We start from the raw sequence: 21,560 nt of genomic DNA, 5'->3' as shown, positions 1-21,560 counted from the left end.
TCGCGTATGCGGAGGATAGAGCAAATAACGCTCGCGGCGGCAGTTCTGGCTCTTTTCGCAGCAACGGCCTGGTGCGTCCAGGAGCAGGCGATCAGCGGGGCCAAGAAAGAGGGGAGTCTCGTCTGGTATACCGCGATGCAGCCGGAAGATTCCGCCAAGCTGATCGAATTGTATCGCAGTCGCTATCCGTTCGTGGACGCGACCTCTTTCAGGGCCGGCAGCGCGCCGTTGCTGAACCGCATCTTGACCGAAGCCCGCGCCAACCGTCATCTGTTCGACGTCGTCTCGGGAAAATTCTCCGACCTTATGTTGCTGCAAAAAAAGAATCTCCTGGGAAAGATATCGTCGGTCGAATTGAACGCATATCCCGAAAAGTTCAGGGACGCGGGCGGTCGATGGGTGGACCTCTACAACAACTATTACACGATCGCCTACAATACGAATCATCTCAGACCGGCGGACGCTCCGGCGAAATGGGATGATCTGCTCGATTCCAAGTGGTCGGATGGAAAGATCACGATCGACCCCCGCTCCTATGATTGGTATTTCGGCATGCGCACTCTGCTTGGAACTCAAAAAGCGCAGGACTACATGCGCAAGCTCGCCGCCAACAAGCCGGCCTTCCGCGACGGCAACGTTCTGATCGCGAATTTGCTGGCGGCGGGCGAGTTTCCCCTGGCCGTCACCTACGCCCATCTCGTGGAGCGTTTGAGAACGAGGGGGGCGCCCGTGGACTGGGTCGCGGTCAAGCCGATAATCGCCGTTCCCATCTCCGTCGCTTTGCCGCTGCGCTCTTCTCATCCAAGCGCCGCCGCGTTGTTCGTCGATCTCGTCCTGGGAAAAGAAGGGGCGGAGCTGCTGAAAGCGATGGGGCGGCTGCCCACGAGGAGCGACGTCACGCCTTCGGCGAAGCGCCTGGATCCCAGATCCCTGGACCTCCTCCCGCTTCGGGTGAGCAGCGACGAGATGGAGCCGGAAGAGTTTCGCGCGCTGTTCGGAATCCGCTAGCGCAAAGAAGAAAGACAGGACCACTCGCGCAAAGGCGCAAAGGTCGCCAAGAAAAACCTGTTTTAACTTTGGTTCTTGGCGTCTTGGCGCGAAAAAAAATCTGCGTTTGAGTCGTGGGATTACTTCTCCCTCAGCGCCGCGATCCTGTCTTGCAGCCAGGCGAAAACCGCGTTGAGGCCGATCGCCGTCGCGAAGACCAGCAGCAGAACCGAGTACATCTCCACGATCTGAAAATGGTTGTAATACTCGATGACCAGGAAACCCAAACCCTTCTGGGAAAGCTTCGTCTCCGCAAGCAAAATGCTCACAACCGATATGGCCGTCCCGAGGCGAAGGCCGATCCAAAGAAACGGCAACATGGCGGGAAAGTAAACTTTGAAAAGAGTCTGAAGCCGCGACGCGCCCAGAAGGCGCGAAGACTCGAGGTAGATCGGCCGGACCTGTCCGACGGCGCTCGCGGTATAGATCACCATCGGGAAAAACGTCGATACCGCCCCCATGGCGACGCGCGAAGCCATGCCGATCCCCAGGAACCAGATGAAAATCGGATAGATGATGATTTTCGGCACCGGCGCCAGCGCGGCGATGACCGGCTCGAATATGCGTCCGGCCGTGCGACTCGCGCCGAGGACGATTCCGGCGGCGAGTCCGGCCGTCGCCCCGATGCCCAATCCGGAGAAAATCTCGTGCAGACTATACCCCAGGTGGGAAAATATCCCGCCGTCGCGAATCAGATCGGTTGCCGTGACGAGAATGCGCCAGGGAGAGGGAAAGAGACGCTCGAAGCGGAAGCCGCTGATGCTCGCAAGCCACCACACAAGAACCATCCCGCCGATCAGCGCGGCCTCTATGACCGCGGCGCTCTTTTGCCGGCCTCGCATGCCCGTTCCTACACCGGCCCGAAATGCTTCTGTCCGTGAAGCAACAGACGGAAGAACAGGACGGCGAAAAAGATGATGACCGTCACGCCGACGTAGAGCTCCTCGGTGTTCAGCCTGAAATAGGCGTCGGATACGAGACGGCCGATGCCTCCGAGAGAGACGACGAATTCCATGGCGACGATGCTGAGCAGCATATAGATCAGGCCGACGCGCAAGCCGGTAAAGATCGCGGGCGCGGCGGCGGGAATCAAAATGTGCCGCAGAATCTGCCAGCGCGTGAGCTGGAGCGTCAGCCCCACGTCGATGAAGGTTGGACTGACGTTTCTGAAGCCGGCCTGGGTGCCGAGAACGACCGGGATGCTTCCGACCAGCAACGCCTGGGCGATGATCGCCGTCAGATTGCGGCCGAAGGTCACGAGAAAGACGGGATAAAGAAGGATCAGCGGAGACGCGAACAGAGAGCCCAGGAAATTTTCACAAGCAAGCCCGAAAGTCGAATAGCGCCAACAGATATATCCCAGGGGGATTCCCACCGCGGAGCCGATCGAAAACGTCACGACCAGCATGAACAGCGTCGTGCCGGAAATTTTTAGCAGGTCGCCTGCGATCAGCATCGACCATAGAGTTTCCAGGATCGCCGAAGGCGGCGCCACGAAGAGGGGGCTGATCCAACTGCGCCGGACGGCGATTTCCAGCAGCGCGACGAGAGCCAGGACGAACGCCGCGCGCAAAATGCGAACGCCCTTCGTTTCGGTCGGGTCCCGCGCCACGGCGATCTCCCTCGATCTCTCTCTATTTGGGCAGGTGGCTCAGATCGATCGCCTGATTCAATGCTTCGCGGCTAAACGGCTTCTTGAGGAACTTGAATTTGACGCCGTCTTCCAGCGATCGATCGATTCCTTGGATCGGAGCAAGGGCCATGGATTTGGGCGAGTAGAACTTCCAAGTTTCTTTGACCACCTCGAAAGGTTCCTTGAGCTGCGCGTTCTTGATCCAAATCTTCGCCGCTTCATCGGGATTGGCGAAGACAAACTGGATGGCATTTCTCGTCGCCGATAGAAAACCTCTCATGGCGTTAGGCTGCTTTTTCACAAATTCGTCGCGCGCTAAATTCACGCGGATCGTGATTTCGGAAAGTCCCGGAACGTCGTTGCCGCGGAAAAGAATGCGGATATTTCCCTTGCTCAGCTCTTCAAGAAAGAAAGGCGGCGCGGACCAGCCGGCATCGAACTGGTCGGTCATGACGCCCGTGAATTGCTGCGGCGGACTGCCTCCGGCGACGAGCTCCGGTGGCTGAACGCCTTTGGACTTGAGCCAATCCACCAAGGCGAGCAGGGCGAGATGGCTCGACGAACCCGGGTTGCTATAACTCACTTTTTTCCCCGCGAGATCCTCGATCTTCTTGATGGGAGAATTCCCCTTGACGTACCAAAACACGTCGTTCAATCCGGTCGCCTCCGCCGAGACGATCTTTATCGGCGCGCCTCTTTCGAGCGCGCTCAAGGTCGCGAGCAGGCCCGTGCCTGTCACCACATCCGCGTCTCCGGCAACCATGATCTGAACCTGGTCGCCGCCTCCCGCGGCGAAAATCGGATTCACTTCGATGCCGGCTTGTTTATAAAAGCCCTTTTCCTGCGCGACATAAAACGGCAGGCTGATGTCGAAGAGAACGCGATGGGGCAAGACCAGTCGAACGGTATCGGCCGCATACGATACTGCGCCCGCCGCCGACAGCGCCGACGCCACCGCGAGCGAAATTATCAGCGCTCTCAGTCCGCGTATCCGTGTTTTCATGGTCACGACCTCCCTGAGTTAGTCTTTTGCGTGGATTGTTCGAACCCCTTCAACGACTCCTCCCGCAACATACCCCAGACCATCGCGCTGACTCTAGCAAACCCGTCGCTTGAGATCACTTCCGAACCGCGCGGCTTCGGCAAATCGACCTTGAGCACTTCTTTGATGCGTCCCGGCCGGGCCGTCATCACGGCGATCCGGTCCGATAGCTGGACGGCTTCTTGAATGCTGTGGGTGATAAAGATAATCGTCTGGCCGAGCTTGGCCTGGATTCCCAGGAGCTGATCGCCGAGAATAATCCGGGTCTGCTCGTCGAGCGCACCGAACGGCTCGTCCATGAGGAGGATCTGCGGCTCTAAAATCAGCGCGCGGGCGATCGCCACCCGCTGTTTCATGCCGCCCGAGAGCGTCGAGGGATAATGGCCCTCGAAACCCGTAAGGCCAACCAGATCCAGCATCTCCATGGCCTTGCGGATGGATTGTTCTGGCGGAACTTTGCGCATCTCGAGGCCGAAAGCGACGTTCTTAAGCGCGGTGCGCCACGGAAACGTGGAATCTTCCTGGAACACCATTCCGATCTGGGAATCGGGGCTCGACACCCGCTTACCGGCTATCGCCACGGCGCCGTCGTACTCGGGCACCAGCCCGGCGATGATTCGAAGCAAGGTCGTTTTGCCGCAGCCCGAAGGCCCGATGATGGAAAGAAACTCGCCCTTGGCGACCGAAAGCTCGACGTCGTGAAGAGCCGGTGTCTGCGGTTCGGAATTGCCGAGCCCAAATTTCTTGCTTACGCCGACTAGACCGATCGCCTGGTCCATTATTGCCTCGAACTATTCCTGCGCGTCCCCCGCTCATATAGCGGCTCAAAAAGTGATTTGCAACGCTTGTCTTTTTAAGATCGCTGCAGCCTGATTTCCCGGTTCCTTAGAGGCGAGTCTTCCAGCCGGTCCCCTCGCCCGCTCGCGGGAGAGGGTTAGGGTGAGGGTGAATTACTCTGAAGATAGCCCCCTCATCCTGACCTTCTCCCTCAAGGGAGAAGGAAATTGAGCGGCGCAGATTTGCAAAATGACTGAAAAAGGCTCAGTCCAACGAAGCGAGTTAAACCTGATCTCTCGAAAGGGCGAGATAGTTCAGCGGATTCCGCTCATGGTTCGACAAGTCTCACCACGAACGGAGCGTCAGTGTAATTATGCGACAGCACACTAATGCCTTGCCTGGACCGCCGTCTGATGACAATCGATCGCCCTTGACAGCAGCGGGACGGATTTATAATCCTAGAGCGCACACAGTTGTTCTCACGAAAGGAAACGTAATGGCTGAAAATTCGCAAAACTCAATTCCGTATTACGAAGACTGGATCAAGAAAGAAGGTGTGCCGGTGGCCGAGGGCTACGGCGTCGACGTGGCGAGCATCCCGCTCGGAGCCTGGCCCAGGAAGGGCGGCCGCGGCGCCTTCGTTCAGCTTCGCGGCATGGAGGGCGCCACGGGAATGGAAGTCGTCGAGATTCCCGCGGGCAAGGCGCTCGAACCGGAGAAGCATCTCTACGAAAAAGTTTTTTACGTGGTAGAAGGACTGGGTTCCACCGAGGTATGGCAGGAAGGACAGGGGAAGCGCTTCTTCGAATGGGGCCCGGGAAGCCTATTCGCCACGCCGCTCAATAGCTGGTACCGCCTGATCAACGGGGGAAGCCAGAGGGCTCTATTGGCGTCGGTGACCAACGCGCCGATGATCATGGACATGTTTCACAACGCCGACTTCGTTTTCAACTGCAACTATCAGTTCAAGGACCGCTACAACGGCGAGGAGAACTACTTCGAGGTCGGCAACAAGCGCTACACGATCGGCCGGGGAAATTATTGGGACACCAACTTCATCGCCGACGTGGCGACGGCCAATATCGACGCGCACGAGTACAAGGGCAAGGGCGGCAGCTTTACCGGTTTCGAGATCGCCGGAAACTCGCTCGTCGGCCATCTGGTCGAATGGCCGGTCGGCATGTATCACAAAGCGCACTATCACGGCGCCGGCGCGGTCCTCTTGATCCTCAGGTCGGAAGGGTACTCGATCATGTGGCCGAACGAGCTGGGGATTCATCCTTACCGGAGCGGCCACGGCGATCAGGTCGTCCGCGTGGACTGGAAGCCGGGCACGGCATTCGGACCGCCGAACGGTTGGTTCCACCAGCACTTCAACCTCGGCAGCGAACCGGCGCGCCAGCTCGCGCTGCGTTACGGCAGCAAACGGCACAAGATGGCGTTCTACGTCGCGGCGCAAAAGCGCGACGGCGGCGTTTTCATCAGCGTCAAAGAGGGCGGCACCTTGATCGAGTACGAGGACGAGGATCCGGAGATTCGGCGGATTTTCGAGGCGGAGATCAAGAAGCGGGGCATTCCCTGCAAGATGCCTCCGGTTAAAGCATGAGGCAAGGAGCGAAAGCCCCAAAGGGAAAGAGGATTTGAAGGTTGATCGAGAGATATCTTCCATCCTGCATCTCCGCTTTTTTTCTCTTCTTTCTGTCTTTCGGCGTTGCGCTGGCGCAGCCTTCGAGATCCGGCTGGCAGTCCGAATGGGAGCAGGTTCTCACGGCGGCGAGAAAAGAGGCGCGCGTCGTCGTCATGGGGCCGCCCGGCGCGGACGCGCGCCAGGCATTGACGACGGCCTTTCAGAAATCTTTTCCGGGCATCGAGGTGGAGTACAATGGCGCCCCCGGCGCCAAGACCGCGCCGCGGATACTGGCGGAAAGAAACGCCGGCCAATACTTGGTCGACATCCACGTGGGCGGCACCACCACCATGCTCGAAAGCCTTCTCCCTTCCGGCGTTCTGGATCCCATTCGGCCTACGCTCATCTTGCCCGATGTCGTGGACCCGAACAAATGGTGGCAGGGGAGGCTCGACTTCTCCGATCGGGAAGGAAGATACAATCTGGTCTTCTCGACCAACGTCAAGACGCCGATTGCGATCAATCCGCAGAACGTCAAGAAAGAAACGCTTCGCTCCTATTGGGACTTCCTCGATCCCAAATGGCAGGGCAAGATCGTCATGAGAGATCCTACCGGGGCGGGTCCGGGTCTGGCCACGGCGACCTTTTGGTATGCCGATCCTCGGCTCGGCAAGGAGTTCATGCGCAAATTCTTCGCTGCGAAGGTCGTCCTTTCTCATGACGACAGGCAAATGCTCGAGTGGCTCGCGCGCGGGCAATATTTGATTGTCGTCGCGCCCAGCGAGCTGCACGCTACCGGGCTCAAGGCGAAGGGTTTGCCGGTGGATCTCGTGCGCGCCGAGCAGTTCAAGGAGTCGAGTTATTTGACCGCGGGATTCGGCAGCGTGGCGCTGATCAACCGCGCGCCCCATCCCAACGCCGCCAGAATGTATCTCAATTGGCTTCTCACCAAGGATGCGCAGACCGATTGGAGTAAGTCATCCGGCTATTTGAGCCGGCGCCTCGACGTGGCGCGCGATCACATCGAGCCGGCCCTCGTGCCCCAGGACGGAACGAGCTATCAGCCGAACTATAAGGAAGACTACGTGCGCCTGCGCGAGGAGGTCACGACCTTCTTGGATAGCGTGCTGAAAAAATAGCGGCGGGTCGCACGGGTCAAGAGAAGCTTCGTTTTTAGCCAGCGCGTTGATTTCCAGGGATGTGCCGGGGAACGGCGCTAGCGAAGATTCCCGAACGCTGCCTTGCCGATTCCTTCCATCAAAAGACGAAAAGCAAGCAGCGCTTCGCGGGCGGAGTTGACGACTTTTTCCTGCGCCTCTTCGGTCGCGGCATGCGCCGCGAGAATCCTGAGACCGTTCTCAACGTGCTTTTCGTCTTCTTCCGTGTGAATGGTTCTGGAACGGAGTTGCTGGTCGCTCAGCCCCAGGTGCTTCCAGGCGCGAACGTCGTTGATGATAATAACGCCCGATTCGGCGCGGACCACGGGATGGTTGATGCATTCCAGCCCGGTGGTTGCCGCCAACCCTTCCAGCCATGAGGGGTTGCGGCAGATATTTTCCAGCGCGCTGATGGCAAGCGCCGTCGTGGAGAGCGGCGTGGTCGTTTCGATCGCTTCGCGCGTGAGTCCCATCGCCTCGCCTTGCCTCAGCAGCAGGTCGTAGTGAGACCCTTGTCCCGCGGGACCGATCTCTTCTTCATAAAGATTGCCGGCGATAAATTTTCTCACTTCCGACTCGGGGCAGTTCGAGGCGACTGCGGCGAGCCATCGTGGAAAGTTCCGGGTGAAGTGGGAAAACTGGCAGATAAAAACCCGGCCGCCCACGCTTGTGAGCTGTCCCGGCTCGACGCGATTGAACGAGCCTGGCTCGAGATAGAGGGCGTTCAGAACGATCTCTTTGATTTGATCGGCTAAGTTATTCATTCTGCAACGCCCGGTCACATCTTCATACACGTTTCGGGCGAAAAATTAAAGGTTCAACGATTTGGGAGTGGTTCAGTTCGTAAAATTTCGTAGGGGCGACTCCCTGTGGTCGCCCGAAAAGAGGGGCAGGCACAGGGGCCTGCCCCTACATTGAAATGTTGTTGAATTCCAATTGAACCATTACCAACAATTTGTAGGGACGGGTTTTAAACCACTACAGCACATCTTTCCACTTTTCGCTGATCTTGCGTCTCAGCTCGGGGCTAAGCGCGTTGACCGGCGGAAAGCGGTCTTTCCAGGCGTAGGGGCGGCAGGCGTTCAAGATCGCGCGGCTGTTGGTGAGATCGCCCGCGTCTCTTTTTTCCGGCGTCATGGCCGGATCGAGCGGCGTGCTCCAGCAATTGTCGATGACCGTGAGGGCCGTCTTGGGATCGCAGCGCGTCGACATGGCCCAGATCACCTCGCCGAGATCGGATGGATCGATGTCCTCGTCCACGACGACGACGAAGCGGCCGTGATAATTTCCCGCGCGACAGGCGAGAGCGGCGAGCGCCGCCTGCTGGGCGTGGCCGTGGTAGCGCTGCTTGATGGAAACCACCAGGAACGGAGCGCCGCCTCCCGGCGCCGAGCCGCCGACGAAGGCCCACACGCCGCGCACGTCGGGCACGTCGGCTTTTTCGAGATAATTCCAGATCGCGGCGGCGCCGATGGGAACGCCGAAGGTCAACGCGGGCGGCTTGATCGGCGGCGCCCCGGAAATGATCGGGTCATTCCGGTGATAAACCGCCTGCACGCGGATGACCGGCTCTTCTTTCGCGCCGTGAGCGTAGTAGCCGGGCCACTCGCCGAACGGACCTTCGACGCGGCTTTCTTCCTGCGGCGGCGGAACTTCGCCTTCGATGGCAATCTCCGCCGTCGCCGGTATCGGCAGGCCGGTGCGCTCACCCTTGAGCACTTCGACCGAAGCGCCGCGGAGACCGCCGGCGTAATCGAATTCCGAGACGCCGTAAGGGACCGACTGCCCGGCGGTGAGCCAGAGCAGCGGGTCCTGGCCGAAGGTGACGACCACCGGGCACGACTTTCCCAGCGCCCAATATTTCTCCCGCATGATGCGCGCGTGGTGTCCCGGCGAGATATAGAGTCCAAGCCGGTTTCGATCGTGCACCTGCACGCGATAGATGCCGACGTTGACCCACGGATCTTCAGGATCCGTGGTGATCACGCAGCACGCGGTGCCGAGGTATCGGCCGCCGTCCAGCTCGTGCCAGCGCGGCGCGGGAAAGACGGTCACGTCCACGTCCTTGCCGCTGCGGACATTTTCCAGCACCGGCCCCGTAGAAACTATTTTCGGAGGAATCGGACGAAGCTCGCTCAGCAATTTTCTCCAGCGCAGAACCATCTCCGTTTTTGAAAGCTCCGGCGACATTCCCGTGGCGAGCGCCACCCGGCGCGGGTGATTGATCAAATTCGAAGCCACCCGATACGAGGCGGGATAACCGGGGATTTTGTCGAAGAGGAGGAGGGGGTGGTCGTCGCGGCCGGCGAAGATTTCCGTCAGCGCGCCGATCTCGAGGTCCCAGTCGGCGCCGTGAATCTCCTTGAGGTCCCCGATCGCGCGCGCCGCGTCGATGAATTCTCGCAGATCGTTAAAAGCCATAGCGCCTTCTCCGGTTTATACAGCGTCGTCTGTCTCCCTCTCCCTCGCCCTCTCCCGCTGGGAGAGGGAAGGGGTGAGGGTTAGAAATGGCCTTCTTCCTTCGCGTGCCGATAGATGCCGTCGTGAAAGAGTGCGACGTAATCGGCGTTGGTGAGGCAGCAATATTCCGGCGACCAGCCGGGCCGTGTCCACGTGAGTCCGTCTTGCAGCAGCGTCTGAAATATCATTCGCGCCACCTGGCCGTGGCCCATCAGCCCTTCCTCGTGCTCTCCCAGGTCGGCCTCTTCGTGGACCTGAAAGTAGTGCAGGTCGGCGTCTTTGAACTTGTATTTTTTCAGCAGCGCCTGGCGCCACTCCCTCGACCAGTGGCCGAACATCTCCTCGTTCAGCGAGCGCGCCCACCACTCGATCAGCGCGCCCTCGTAGACGAGCCCGCGGGCATATTCCGTCAGCGCGCGGCATTCGGCAAAGACCTCGCAATTGACCATCTCGTCGCGGCTGACGCCGAAGGTTTTCCCCTGCTCGATCAAGACCTGAATGTGACCGGGAATTTTCGGGTTCACCAGCTCATCGCTGATCTTGCCGACATAGGGTCCGAGCAACTCAGGATGGCGGCCGAAGAAACCCATGTGGCGCTGGTAGATGATGAGATGAAAGTTGTTGATCTCGACCGGATAACTGTACCAGTGCTTCCAGAAGAGCTTGATCGTCTTGAGCGGAAGCTTGCCGGCGGCGAGGTCGCGCATGAAGGCGCCCTGAAAGATTTTCTTCTGCCAGCGGGCGTACATCTTTTTGATGATGGCGTCGGTATAAGCCGCCGCTTCTTTGGCGCTGAGCTTCTTGCCCCAATCAAGTTTGCCGTTGGATGCCATGGTTCGCTCTGGTTAGGGGAGAGGCAGAGAGACGCCGGCTTCGATCAGCCCGTTGCGAAGATCTTCGCGCTCCTTCGCGGTGAACGGGGCGCATTCCCAGCGCGGGAAGCGCTTGACCGGCAGGCCGCGCATGCGCATGATCTCGCCGAAGACGACGCGCCCATGCTCGGGCAGATAGCGCCCGACGACGTTCATGATCCGGGCCAGGTGATCGTGCGCCTTGCGCGCCTCTTCGAGCTTGCCTTCTTTCAAGGACAAGAACATTTTCACGCACGGCTCGGGAAAGGGAGTCGTCGGCGGGTGGATCGCGCCGCGCACGCCGAGCGAGTAGGCGCCGAACAGCGAAAAAATCGAGCCGGGAAAAATTCCGACCGAGGGCGGGAGCTTGAAGGCATAGCCCAGCAGCTGATCGAACGGCAGGAACGAGACTTTGATACCCGCCAGCGGATTGGGCGCGATCGCTTCGATGACCTTCAGCACCTTCGGCGGCGTGATATGGACGTGGGTCGTCTCGGTATTGTCGTAGATGAACATCGGCGTTCCGGGCACCGACTGCGCGATCGCCTTGTAGTGGGCGTAAACTTCGTAGTCGTTGTGCGGGTAATAATACGGCGGCACCACGGCGACGGCGTCGACGCCGAGACTCACGGCGTGGCGCGCGAGGTCGATCGACGAGTAAGTATTCGCCGTGCCGATGTGCAAGACGATCGGCACTTTGCCGGCGACGCGCCGCACGAGCCGCTCGGCGACTCTCTTTCGCTCGTCGATCTCCATGACCATTCCCTGGCCGTGGGTCCCCAGGGCGAAGAAACCCTGCACCCCGGCGCCGATATAAAAATCGACCAGCGCGTCGGTGCCGCCTTCGTCCACGCCGCCGTCCTCTTTGAAAGCCGTCGGCATGGGAATTAGTATGCCTTCGATCCTTGCGTTACCGGCCATAAACACCTCCGGAGATATTCGCTTTACCCACTTCGCTTATATGGATCAGGCGCCGGCCTTGTCAAGACAAGCCCAGGCTTTGATATAGCTTGCCCATTGCGGAGAGATTCTTCACTTCGTTCATCAGGATGACGGATCTTGTAGGTGTCATTCTGAGCGCAGCGAAGAATCTCTCTTCGCAGCGTTCGGTTAGCGCAATAAAAGGATTCGCTTTCCAGGCTTTGAAAGCCTCAGCGCTTCGCCAAAATCTCCTTGATGAATTTCCATTCGGCGACTTTGGATTCGGAGACCTCTTCTTTGAACTTCAGTTGCTCGCGCGTCAATCGAATCTCGGTGTCCATGCTGTTCTTCGAAACCAGGCCGTCCTCGTTCAGCGATCTCATCGCGAACTGATAGATCTTCTCGACGTAGTCGCCGCTTATCTTCAAGTAGTCGCCCATGATCGCCAGGGTCTCCGGCTTGTTGTTCTTCAAAAATCTCACCCCTTTGAGAGTGGCGCGGATCACGCGCGAAATCTGCTCGGGATTCTTCTGGATCTTGTCGGTATGGACCGCGAAGCCGCCGAGCCGCAGGTTGACGACGTCGCCGAGATAAACGAGATTCGAAAGGCCGAGCTGCTCGGTCCTTTGAATATACGCGACATCCAGAGGCGACGCGTCCACCGTGCCGGCGGCCAACGCGGCCAGCCTCTCGCCGGAGCCGCCGAGAGCCAGCACCGTGATATCTTTTTCCGGGTTCATTCCCGAATGGGACAGCGCTTCACGCAGCATAACGTGAGGGACGGAGCCGAAAGTGCTGACGGCGACTCTCTTCCCTTTGAGATCGGAGATCTTTTTTATGTTCGGGCGGGCGATCAGTATGTGAAGCGGTTTGTCGAACCATCCCATCACCGACTTGAGCGGCAGCCCCTGGATGCTGGCGTTCGAGATAATTCCTGTGACGGTGGAATAGTCCAACTCCCTGGCGAGCAGCGCAGCCACGTGGAGCGGCGTCCGAATGACGACCTTGCGCGCTTCGAGGCCTTCTTCCTGATAGAAGCCTTTGCGCTTGGCGATCTCCGTCGGCAGCTCGTAAAGGCCCACGGTCGAGATTCCGATCGTAACCACTTCGGCGGCGGCAACGGAAGCGACGGCCTGCGCAATCACGAGAACTACGAATAGGAGTATCGTCTTCATGTTGTTGCCCCTCCGTTTTTTGCGCCAAGCTCCACGACCCTTCTATCGCTTATTCATCCGTGCGCTGTCAATCATGTCGTCTTGAAACGTAACCGGTATAGAGCCATAGTCGATTCAATTATCAAACGGGGGTATCGACGGTGGCGTACTATCGCGATTTGCACGAATGGCTCGACGTTCTTCATTCCAAGGGATTCCTCCGTCGCGTCCAGCGGCGCATCGACAAAGACACGGAGATGCATCCGCTCGTGCGCCTGCAATTCCGCGGTCTGGCGGAGCGCGAGTGGAAGGGATGGTTGTTCGAGAACGTAGCCGATGTACGCGGGAAGGTCTACGATATTCCCGTAGCCCTTGCGGTGATGGCGCCGAGCCGCGCCGTCTATGCGTTGGGTATGGGCGTCGGCTCGCCCGAAGAGATTCCCGCCAAGTGGGCCGAAGCCCAAACCCATCCGATTCCGCCTCGGGTTGTCGATTCTTCCGCGCCGTGTCATGAAATCGTTTACGAAGGCCGCGCGCTGGAGGAGGCCGGCGGCGCCGGCATGCTGCCGGTGCCGATCTCCACGCCAGGCTTCGACAGCGCGCCGTTCTTCAGCTCCGGCCATTGGGTCACCAAAGATCCCGATACCGGCGAGTTCAACTTCGGCACCTACCGAGGCCAGATTAAAAGTCCGACGCGCATCGGCCTCTTCGCGTTCGCGTACCAGGATATCAGCCGCCACTGGATCAACGCGCGCGCGCTCGGAAAACCGCTCGAAGCGGCGATCGTGATCGGCTGCACGCCGAATCTTTCCTACTGCTCGACGTCACGCTTGCCGGCAGCGGAGTATCCGATCGCCGGCGCCATCGCGGGCGATCCGGTCGAGCTCGCGCGCTGCAAGACCGTGGACATTATGGTCCCGGCGAGGAGCGAGATCGTTATCGAGGGCGTGATCTCCACCGACGAGGTCGAGCCCGAAGGACCGTTCGGAGAATTCACCGGCTACATGGCGCACCGGGCGCCGGACAAGTTCATGACGGTGAGCTGCATCACGCGGCGGCGCGACGCCGTCTTCCAGGCTTTTTTGAGCCAATTTCCGCCGAGCGAGTCGAGCGTGCTCCGCGGCGTCGCTCTGGAGGGACTTATCTACAAAATTCTAACTGTGGACAAAAAGATGAAAGGGATTCTTGAAGTCGCGCTGCCCGATTCCTCCGGCAGCCACGGCGTCGGAGTGATCCGCGTCGATCGCTCCGCCGGTCTCGATCCGATGGCGGCGCTCGACGTCGTCGCCGACATGCCGCGCGCCGCGCCGAAGATCCTGATCGCGGTGGACGAGGACATCGACGCCCGCGACGCCGACGCCGTGCAATGGGCGATGTCCTACCGCATGCAGCCGCACCGCGACATCCGCATCCGCGACATCAAAGTTTCCACCGCGCTGGATTTTTCCCTGGCGCCGCCGTCTTCCAGGGAAGAGGCGGCGACGCTTCGCGGCTCCGCGATTCTGATCGATGCCACGCGCAAGTGGGAGTATCCGCCGGTCTCCCTTCCGCGACGAGAGTTCATGGAGAAGGCGCAGACGATCTGGCGCGAGCTCAACCTTCCCGCTCTCGAGCTGAAGAATCCCTGGTTCGGCTACAACCTGGGAAGCTGGAGCGAGGAAGACCAGGCCGACGCCGAGCGCGCGCTCCGCGGCGAGCACTATCTCGTCGGAGAGATGAGACAGGCGCAGCGGGCGCCGTTCAAAGAAAAGTAAAGGGGCGGAAGCTTGGGTTCCGGTCCAAAGAATGCAACTATGAATCCATCACAGGTAAGGAGGCACCATGGCGGAAGCCAACCAGATGGAGAACCCGGTCGTTTGCATCTCGACGAGCGCCGGCGACGTGTGGGCTGAGATTTTTGTCGACCAGGCGCCGGTGAGCGCGGATAATTTTCTCGCCTACGTTCGAGAAGGTTTTTACGACGGCCTCATCTTTCACCGCGTCATACCCCGCTTTATGATTCAGGGCGGCGGGTTCGACAAGGACATGAAACAGAAAAAAGCCAAGGCTCCGATCAAGAACGAGGCGGGAAACGGGTTGAAGAACTTGACGGGAACGCTCGCAATGGCCAGGACCAACGTCGTGGACAGCGCCACCAGCCAGTTTTTCATCAACGCGGCCGACAACGATTTTCTCGACCACCGCAACAACAGCCCCGACGGCTTCGGCTATGCGGTTTTCGGCCGCGTCACCAACGGCACGGAAGTCGTGCAGAAAATCGAGAAAGCGAGGACCGGCAGCAAGGGCCTGCACCAGGACGTGCCCATCGAGCCGGTCGTGATCAAGTCGATCACGGTTTCGAGCTGAGGCTTGCGTTCTCTCTTCGACGAGGCTCAGGGCGAACGGGGATTCGTTTACGGCTTTGAAATTTTTCCGCTCGTGCTGAGCATGTCGAAGCACGAAAACTCGATCAGTCAGCTCGTTAACAAAACCGATCGGATAAGCGTCACCGCAGCAATCAGCATCGGTCCGAACGTCAGTCCCATACCCACCGTCCGGAGTTTGTAGTTTTCCTTTTCCTGACTCACGCCATACGCGTGCACTATGCGGCCGACGAGCAACGAAAAACCGAGACCGTGCACGACGAGCGCCGAGGCCTGCTGCAATTCGATAAAAGCGATCAATCCACCGCCAGGGGAACGTACTCCGCGAAATTAACGTGAACACGCATCGCGCGCTGCAATCGCACGTTGCGGCGATCTCCGAGCGGAATCTGCTCTTGCCGTCGAGTCCATATGACGCGCTCGCTCAGAAAGAAAAAAAGCAGGGCGAGGAGGGAAGCGTAGAAGGGGACGATGACGGGCATGCCGGTCTAGCGGTGACTACCAAAATACACCAACCAACACTATTACAAGGCACCAGAACATCAAACCTACCCAGACACTGAGCCATGAGTCTATTGCAGGCTTGTTTCCAGGTCCCTCTGCGTGAAGGTTCCAGCGTGGCTGGCGCCGCCCAAAAGAAACAGCAGATAAAATTATCTCTCCGGTCCATGTAGAAATCAGATGGAACAAGTATGTGATGACCCAACCCATGCTACATGTTGTTCCGAATTAGCGCACTGTAACACCGCCAGCGATCTCGCCGCAATCTAACGGCGATCCGTTTTTCACAAGACTTTCATCACCATTGCGCCTGCAGTAACCAGTCCTGCCGCAACGTAACGAATCGGGCCAAACCTCTCTCTCAGAAATATTGCTGCAATGATGGTTCCGAAGATCACCGACGTTTCGCGAAGAGCGGCGACGAGGGCGATGGGGATATACGCCATGGCGTACATGGCAAGTCCGTAAGACGTACAGGTGCAAAGCCCGCCGAGGAGACTCGCCGGCCAACGACTCTTCAGTTGCGTGATGAAACGCTCGCGGTGTCTGAAAACCAAAAGCGGAATGAAAGGCACCGGCTGCAAGAAAAACAGCCAGCAGATGTAACTCACCGGATCACCCGCCAGGCGAAGGCCAATACCGTCGACGATCGTGTACATCGAGATTACGATCGCGTTGCTTAACGCGATCGCCGTCGGTAAGAAGCCGAATTTTTTAGACCACCAGCTCTCGCTAGTCAGGGTCAGGATGCCCAAACAGAGGAGCGCCACGCCGAGTTTTCCGCCCGGTGTGAGCGCCTCACCGATAAGGATGGATGCGGTGAGAGCGGTGAGCATCGGCGCGACACCGCGCATGATTGGATAAGTGTAACTTAAGTCGCCGACTCGATAAGCCATGGCGACGAGAGAGAAATAAGCGAAGTGAATGATTACGGATGCAATTAAATAGGGCCAGCTCGCTGCGGCAGGAAGTGGAATCCAGGGCAACAGAAGGCCCGGGAAAACCGCGGCGCCGATCAAAATGAGAACGGTATCGTTGAATTTGTCCGAGCCGGCCTTGATGATTGCGTTCCAGCTCGCATGCAGAGCCGCCGCGAACAAAACAACCACCATCCACGAAATCGGCATGCCCTTCGTGTAATCCTTAAGTCTGCGATGTTCAACTTGCGTTGACGAACTTTTCGGAGAGATCCTTCGCGTTGCTCAGGATGACAGAAGAGGAGAATGCGGACACAGAAGCGACGGGTAGGACGGGCGATCTCCAAGGTGTCATTCTGGGCGCAGCGAAGAATCTCGATTTCCTTGAAGCAAGTTAGTCTTCTGGTTGACACCCTCGGAATCACGGTGATAGCGTTTGAACGCAGGAGAGCCGCGCCATGCGCATCATCGACGCCGACGGTCACGTTCAAGAGAGAAACCTTCCCTGGGGGGATCTCATCGCCGCGCCCTTCAAGTCGCGGGCGCCGCGAGCGGTAAAAGATAATCGCGGCGTGGACTTCATCATGATGGAGGGAAGGCTTTGTCCCAAGCCCGTGGGAAAGGGCTGCAGCTTCGTCGGCGCGCCGCGAAACCGCCGTCCGGAAGCGACGACGGGAATGGAAGATCCGGCGCAGCGCTTGAAAGACATGGACCTCGAAGGCATCGAGACGGCGGTTCTCTTCGGCACTTCTCCGTTTTTGAGTCTGCCGTTCGTCGAAGACAAAGATCTCGCCGGGGCGATAGCTCAAGTCTACAACAACTGGTTGGCCGATTATTGCAGGGCGAATTCAAGGAGGCTAAAAGGCGTCGCTCTCGTGCCCATCCAGGACCCGCCCGCCGCCGTCAACGAGCTCAGCCGCTGCGTCAAAGATCTCGGCTTCGTCGCCGTTGCCACGCCGGTCCATTCGTCTTCGGGAAAAAATCTCGACCATCCCGACCTCGAGCCTTTCTTCGCAGAGGCGGAGCGGCTGAACGTTCCTGTCTGCGTTCACGTGGGCGCGGGCGACGGGACCGCCGCCGGCATCGAGCGCTTCGATCATCCTTTTTTCACCCACGCGATGACGCATCCGTTCGAGCAGATGATCGCGGTCCTCTGCATCGTCGTCGGCGGCGTGCTGGAGAAATTTTCCCGGCTCAAGGTCGCGTTCATGGAAGCCGGCGCCGGGTGGATCCCTTACTGGATGGAGCGGCTCGACGAGCACTATGAATATCTCCAGCCGACGGTGCCGTGGCTCAAGAAGCCGCCGAGCGAATACATGCGCGGCGGAAATCTTTACTATTCCTTCGAGCCTGACGAGAGCACGATCGGCTTCGTAGCGCGATACGTCGGCGAGGACGTCCTGGTCTTCGCCTCGGACTACAATCACTCTGACTCCAAATTTCCCCATACCGTGAAGAGCATCACCCGGCGGGACGAAATCGCGCCGGCGCTCATGGCGAAGCTCATGGGCGGGAACGCGTCCAGGCTTTACAACCTGTGAGGTGGATTATGGCTGACCTCAAAGCTTTCGAAGAAGAGCTGAGAAAGAAAAATTTCCGCGGCTACTGGCAATTCGCGCAGGGGGGCGAAGTCCGCCGCGAGCCGGTCGCAACCTTCGCGCCTCATCTGTGGAAGGGAAAGGATCTCTATGAAATGATCCAGCGAGCGGGAGACGAAGTGGGGCTGGAAACCTCCTTTCGCAGGGTCATCCAGATGGCTCATCCGTCGCTGAAAAGCGGCACGACGCACACGCTGACCTTGAATCTCCAGATGCTCAAGCCCGGCGAGCACGCCGGGGCGCACCGCCACATGGCGGGCGCGATTCGCTTCATCACCAAGGGCAGGGGCGCGCGGCTCATCGTCGAGGGCGAATCGTTCGAGATTGGCGAAGGCGACTTCGCCACAACGCCCAATTGGACTTGGCACGATCACATCAACGAATCGAGCGAGACGCTCACGTGGCTCGACGTGCTGGATTCCCCTTTGGTCCGCATGCTGCAGGTCGATTTTCACGAACCGTACAAGGAAGCACACCAGCCGGTCACGCGCGCCGAGGGAACATCGTACTGCGAGTTGAGTCCGATTCGCCCGAGCTGGGTGCGGGCGCACTCGATTCAGCCGCCGGCGTACGTCTATCGCTGGGAGGACACCGAAAAAGTTCTCAAGAGCGTCGGCGAGAGGCCCGGCGATCCTTACGACGGGATATTGCTCAATTACGCCAATCCGCTGACCGGCGGGCCGACCTTGCCGACATTTACGTGCGGGATTCAAATGCTCCGTCCCGGAGAGAAAACCCTGGCCCATCGTCACACCAGCTCGACGATTTACCATGTGTTCCGCGGCAAGGGCGCGACGGTGATCGGCGACACTCGCTATGAGTGGGAGGAGGGCGACTCCTTTGTCGTCCCCCTCTGGCATCATCACCGGCACGAGAACAATCACAGCCGGCCCGCGATCCTGTTTCTCATGACCGATCAGCCCCTTATGGAAGCTCTCGGCTTCTATCGCGTGGAACCGCAAAAATAGGAGGAGAAAAATGGTCCAGCATATCTTCTCTCGCCGAGTCCTCGGAGTCCTGTTCTTTTTCTTCGCGCTCGGGTTTGCGACGGTTGCCGAGGCGCAAAAGCTCATCGTCGGCTGGTCTGCGGTCAGCGCGCTCAACTCGCCTTATTGGGTGATGAAAGACGGCGGTTTTCTAAAGCAGGAAGGATTGGACGCCGATTTGATCTATATCCCCAGCTCCTCCGCGATGGCGCAGGCGATGCTCGCCGGGGAAGTGGCCGCCGCGAGCGTGAACAGCCAGGGCGTCGTGGACGTCGGTCTCCAGGGCGGCGACATGGTGGCGATCGGAGCGATCATCAACGTGGTCGCCTTTTACGTCATGGCGCCGCCGGAGATCAAGCGCATCGAAGATTTGAAGGGCAAGACGGTCGGCATAACCCGCTTCGGCGCGTCCACCGATTTCGGTCTCCGCATGCTGCTGGCGAAGTACGGGCTCGAAGCGGGCCGCGACGTCACCATCGTGCAGATCGGCGGCATGCCCGAGATCGCCGCCGCGCTGTCGAAAAAAACCATCTACGCGGCGCCGATGTCGTATCCGATGGCCTACGTTGCGCAGCAAGCCGGAGTTCAGATGCTGGCGAACCTGGCCAAGGAAGATATTCCGTTCATGCACGTCGGTCTCACCACGACGCGAAAATTCGTGAAAGAGCAGAGGCCGCGGGCGAAAGCGCTGCTGCGCGCCTACGGCAGGGCCGTCCATTTCATGCACACGCGCAAGAACGAGACCAAAGCCATCTTCACGCGCTACTCGAAGGTCACCGATCCGGGCATGCTCGACGGCAGCCTGCAATACGCCTACGACTTCGTGGAAAAAATTCCTCTGGTGAAGCAGGCGGCGTTCCAGGTAACGCTGGACGAGATCGGCAAGAAAAACCCCAGGGCGAAACAGGCCAAGCCCGAGCAGTTCTACGACAATGGCCTCGTGCAGGAACTGGTCAAGGAAGGATTCTTCGCCTCGCTCTGGGGCAAGAGCCCCTAGGCGGATCTTGACGCTCATCCTCAACAACGACGACGTGAAGAGCGTGCTCACGATGGAGATCGCGATGCGCGCGCTGGAAGAGGCTTACGTCGACGTTGCGCGAAGCAAAGCGGTCTGCCGGCCGCGCATCGACATCCAGATTCCGACGAAAGATCCCCGGAAAGTCTACCAGTGGGGCACGATGGAGGGTGGATCGTCATCCGGCTACTTCGCCATCCGCATGAAGTCCGACGTGATTTACGAGCGGGAATACGAGGGCGCGCGGACGCAGGAAAAATACTGCGTCCGGCCGGGTAAGTTTTGCGGTCTCATATTGTTGGTGAATATCGAGAACGGCGAGCCGGTTGCCTTGATCAACGACGGGTATCTTCAGCACGTTCGCGTCGGCGCGGACTCCGGCATCGGCGCGAAATACATGGCGCGCGAAGACGCGCGCGTCGTCGGCATGATCGGCTCCGGCGGCATGGCGCGCTCGCACGTCGAGGCGTTTCTTCTCGCGCGGAAGATCAAGAGGATTCAGGTCTTTAGCCCGACCAAAGCCCACAGAGAACAATACGCGAAAGAAATGGCGGAGAAATACGGCATCGAAGCCGTGCCGCTCGATAATCCCCGCGCCGTCTACAACGGCGCCGACATCGTCGCGGGCTGCACCGACTCGGCGGTTCCGATCATCGTCGGCGACTGCCTGGAGGAGGGGACGCATATCACCTGCATCGGCGGCACGCCCGATGAGGAAACGCTCCGCCGAATCGACGTGTCGTTGAGGCTCGGCAACGCGCCGGCGCCCTGGGGACTGCCGGAATTCGGTCTTGCCGATGAATATCTGACGTACGCGGCGATGCCCGAACGAGGGAACGGGTTCCAGATGAAACAAGCCGGCAAACGAGGCCACGGCGCCGTCGCCGAAGATCGCGCCATTCTACTTGCCGAGCTGTTGAGCGGGAAGAAGAAGGGAAGAACATCGCCGAAGCAGATCACTTATTCCGAGAGAGGCAACGTCCAGGGCGCGCAGTTCTTCGCCGTCGCCGGCAAGGCGTACGAGCTGGCGAAAACGAAGGGATTGGGGAAAGAGATCCCGACGGACTGGCTGCTGCAGGACATTCGAGACTAAGATCAAATCCGAAAGATGATTCTCGGAGAGATCCTTCACGGAGTTTATCCTGAGCGTAGACGAAGGATTCAGGATGACAGATCTCTTTTGAATGTCATTCTGAGCGCAGCGAAGAATCTCTCTTTTATCCGCCGCGCAACTAGCCTTGCGCGACGTGAGATGATTCATGATTGAACCGCTACTGATAAATCCGAACGAAGTTAAAGGCATCGTCACCATGGCGGAGGCGATCGACGCCGTTCGGTTAGGATTTCGCGAATGGGGCGAAGAGCCGCAATTCAATGCGCCGCGCCGGCGCATTCACATCCCGACCGGCGTGAGAGTCAGCGTGCACCAGGGCGGCGTGCCCGGCGCCGGCGCGACCGGGCTCATGACGCACTGCGAATGGGTCAGGCCGCTCAGCGATCACCAGGAATAT

General features: G+C 59.1%; 22 protein-coding genes. 10 read left to right on the top strand and 12 right to left on the bottom strand.

The genetic code is table 11. The features are described 5' to 3' along the window. The first annotated feature begins 6 nt into the window (after positions 1–6). On the top strand, positions 7–1,008 hold the full coding sequence (locus tag VGL70_19020; protein ID HEY3305622.1) for an ABC transporter substrate-binding protein: 1,002 nt from the start codon (positions 7–9) through the stop codon (positions 1,006–1,008). A 119-nt stretch (positions 1,009–1,127) separates the two neighbouring features. Here VGL70_19020 and VGL70_19015 read toward each other — a convergent pair whose 3' ends face one another. From VGL70_19015 to VGL70_19000, 4 genes are read right to left on the bottom strand one after another with little or no spacing between them, the layout of a single operon-like run. Continuing rightward, positions 1,128–1,889, bottom strand: coding sequence for an ABC transporter permease (locus VGL70_19015; GenBank protein ID HEY3305621.1), 762 nt, complete (start codon positions 1,887–1,889; stop codon positions 1,128–1,130). 8 nt (positions 1,890–1,897) lie between these two features. Further along, positions 1,898–2,659, bottom strand: a complete 762-nt coding sequence (locus VGL70_19010) for an ABC transporter permease (protein HEY3305620.1) — start codon at positions 2,657–2,659, stop codon at positions 1,898–1,900. A 22-nt stretch (positions 2,660–2,681) separates the two neighbouring features. Then, positions 2,682–3,683, bottom strand: coding sequence for an ABC transporter substrate-binding protein (locus VGL70_19005; protein HEY3305619.1), 1,002 nt, complete (start codon positions 3,681–3,683; stop codon positions 2,682–2,684). 2 nt (positions 3,684–3,685) lie between these two features. Next, on the bottom strand, positions 3,686–4,501 hold the full coding sequence (locus VGL70_19000; protein ID HEY3305618.1) for an ABC transporter ATP-binding protein: 816 nt from the start codon (positions 4,499–4,501) through the stop codon (positions 3,686–3,688). A 494-nt stretch (positions 4,502–4,995) separates the two neighbouring features. Between VGL70_19000 and VGL70_18995 the strand changes: the two genes are divergently transcribed. Then, positions 4,996–6,105 carry a hypothetical protein gene (locus VGL70_18995; GenBank protein HEY3305617.1) on the top strand — a complete coding sequence of 370 codons (1,110 nt, stop codon included), beginning with the start codon at positions 4,996–4,998 and terminating at the stop codon, positions 6,103–6,105. Between the two features lie 41 nt (positions 6,106–6,146). Further along, positions 6,147–7,265: an extracellular solute-binding protein gene (locus VGL70_18990; GenBank protein HEY3305616.1), complete on the top strand. Its 1,119-nt coding sequence runs from the start codon at positions 6,147–6,149 to the stop codon at positions 7,263–7,265. 77 nt (positions 7,266–7,342) lie between these two features. On the opposite strand, the gene VGL70_18985 is transcribed toward VGL70_18990, so the two are convergent. From VGL70_18985 to VGL70_18965, 5 genes are all read right to left on the bottom strand, one after another. Next, positions 7,343–8,047, bottom strand: coding sequence for an iron-containing redox enzyme family protein (locus VGL70_18985; GenBank protein HEY3305615.1), 705 nt, complete (start codon positions 8,045–8,047; stop codon positions 7,343–7,345). A gap of 214 nt (positions 8,048–8,261) precedes the next feature. Further along, positions 8,262–9,704 carry a UbiD family decarboxylase gene (locus VGL70_18980; GenBank protein HEY3305614.1) on the bottom strand — a complete coding sequence of 481 codons (1,443 nt, stop codon included), beginning with the start codon at positions 9,702–9,704 and terminating at the stop codon, positions 8,262–8,264. A gap of 80 nt (positions 9,705–9,784) precedes the next feature. Next, a complete protein-coding gene (locus tag VGL70_18975) occupies positions 9,785–10,576 on the bottom strand; it encodes a hypothetical protein (GenBank protein HEY3305613.1) in 792 nt (263 codons plus the stop codon). A 12-nt stretch (positions 10,577–10,588) separates the two neighbouring features. After that, positions 10,589–11,515 (bottom strand): dihydrodipicolinate synthase family protein, encoded by a 927-nt coding sequence (locus tag VGL70_18970; protein HEY3305612.1) that lies wholly within the window; start codon positions 11,513–11,515, stop codon positions 10,589–10,591. Positions 11,516–11,745: 230 nt separating this feature from the next. Next, positions 11,746–12,690 (bottom strand): ABC transporter substrate-binding protein, encoded by a 945-nt coding sequence (locus tag VGL70_18965; protein ID HEY3305611.1) that lies wholly within the window; start codon positions 12,688–12,690, stop codon positions 11,746–11,748. 140 nt (positions 12,691–12,830) lie between these two features. On the opposite strand from VGL70_18965, the gene VGL70_18960 reads away from it, so the two are divergent. After that, positions 12,831–14,423 (top strand): UbiD family decarboxylase, encoded by a 1,593-nt coding sequence (locus VGL70_18960; protein ID HEY3305610.1) that lies wholly within the window; start codon positions 12,831–12,833, stop codon positions 14,421–14,423. Between the two features lie 67 nt (positions 14,424–14,490). Beyond that, the gene (locus VGL70_18955; GenBank protein HEY3305609.1) at positions 14,491–15,015 is read left to right on the top strand and encodes a peptidylprolyl isomerase; all 525 of its coding nucleotides are present in this window, start codon (positions 14,491–14,493) and stop codon (positions 15,013–15,015) included. 107 nt (positions 15,016–15,122) lie between these two features. Here the strand turns inward: VGL70_18955 and VGL70_18950 are convergent, their stop codons facing one another. The 3 genes from VGL70_18950 to VGL70_18940 all read right to left on the bottom strand — a co-directional run bounded on the left by VGL70_18950 (position 15,123) and on the right by VGL70_18940 (position 16,633). Next, positions 15,123–15,332 (bottom strand): MAPEG family protein, encoded by a 210-nt coding sequence (locus VGL70_18950; protein ID HEY3305608.1) that lies wholly within the window; start codon positions 15,330–15,332, stop codon positions 15,123–15,125. Further along, on the bottom strand, positions 15,329–15,514 hold the full coding sequence (locus VGL70_18945; GenBank protein HEY3305607.1) for an MAPEG family protein: 186 nt from the start codon (positions 15,512–15,514) through the stop codon (positions 15,329–15,331). Before VGL70_18945 ends, VGL70_18950 begins: the two co-directional genes overlap by 4 nt. 303 nt (positions 15,515–15,817) lie before the next feature. After that, positions 15,818–16,633: a DMT family transporter gene (locus VGL70_18940; protein ID HEY3305606.1), complete on the bottom strand. Its 816-nt coding sequence runs from the start codon at positions 16,631–16,633 to the stop codon at positions 15,818–15,820. Positions 16,634–16,908: 275 nt separating this feature from the next. On the opposite strand from VGL70_18940, the gene VGL70_18935 reads away from it, so the two are divergent. From VGL70_18935 to VGL70_18915, 5 genes are all read left to right on the top strand, one after another. Beyond that, entirely contained in the window at positions 16,909–17,991 is a 1,083-nt protein-coding gene (locus VGL70_18935) for an amidohydrolase family protein (protein HEY3305605.1), read from the top strand. Positions 17,992–17,999: 8 nt separating this feature from the next. Continuing rightward, the gene (locus VGL70_18930; protein HEY3305604.1) at positions 18,000–19,016 is read left to right on the top strand and encodes a cupin domain-containing protein; all 1,017 of its coding nucleotides are present in this window, start codon (positions 18,000–18,002) and stop codon (positions 19,014–19,016) included. 10 nt (positions 19,017–19,026) lie between these two features. Next, on the top strand, positions 19,027–20,031 hold the full coding sequence (locus VGL70_18925) for an ABC transporter substrate-binding protein (GenBank protein ID HEY3305603.1): 1,005 nt from the start codon (positions 19,027–19,029) through the stop codon (positions 20,029–20,031). A 7-nt stretch (positions 20,032–20,038) separates the two neighbouring features. Further along, on the top strand, positions 20,039–21,142 hold the full coding sequence (locus tag VGL70_18920; GenBank protein ID HEY3305602.1) for an ornithine cyclodeaminase family protein: 1,104 nt from the start codon (positions 20,039–20,041) through the stop codon (positions 21,140–21,142). Between the two features lie 166 nt (positions 21,143–21,308). After that, positions 21,309–21,560 (top strand): hypothetical protein (locus tag VGL70_18915; GenBank protein ID HEY3305601.1); only part of this gene is annotated, 252 nt, incomplete at its 3' end.

It is taken from the genome of Candidatus Binatia bacterium, from assembly GCA_036504975.1.
Classification (GTDB): domain Bacteria; phylum Desulfobacterota; class Binatia; order UBA9968; family UBA9968; genus JAJPJQ01.
The sequence above is the reverse complement of the archived record's forward strand: the minus strand, read 5'-3'. Positions and strand labels throughout refer to the sequence as shown.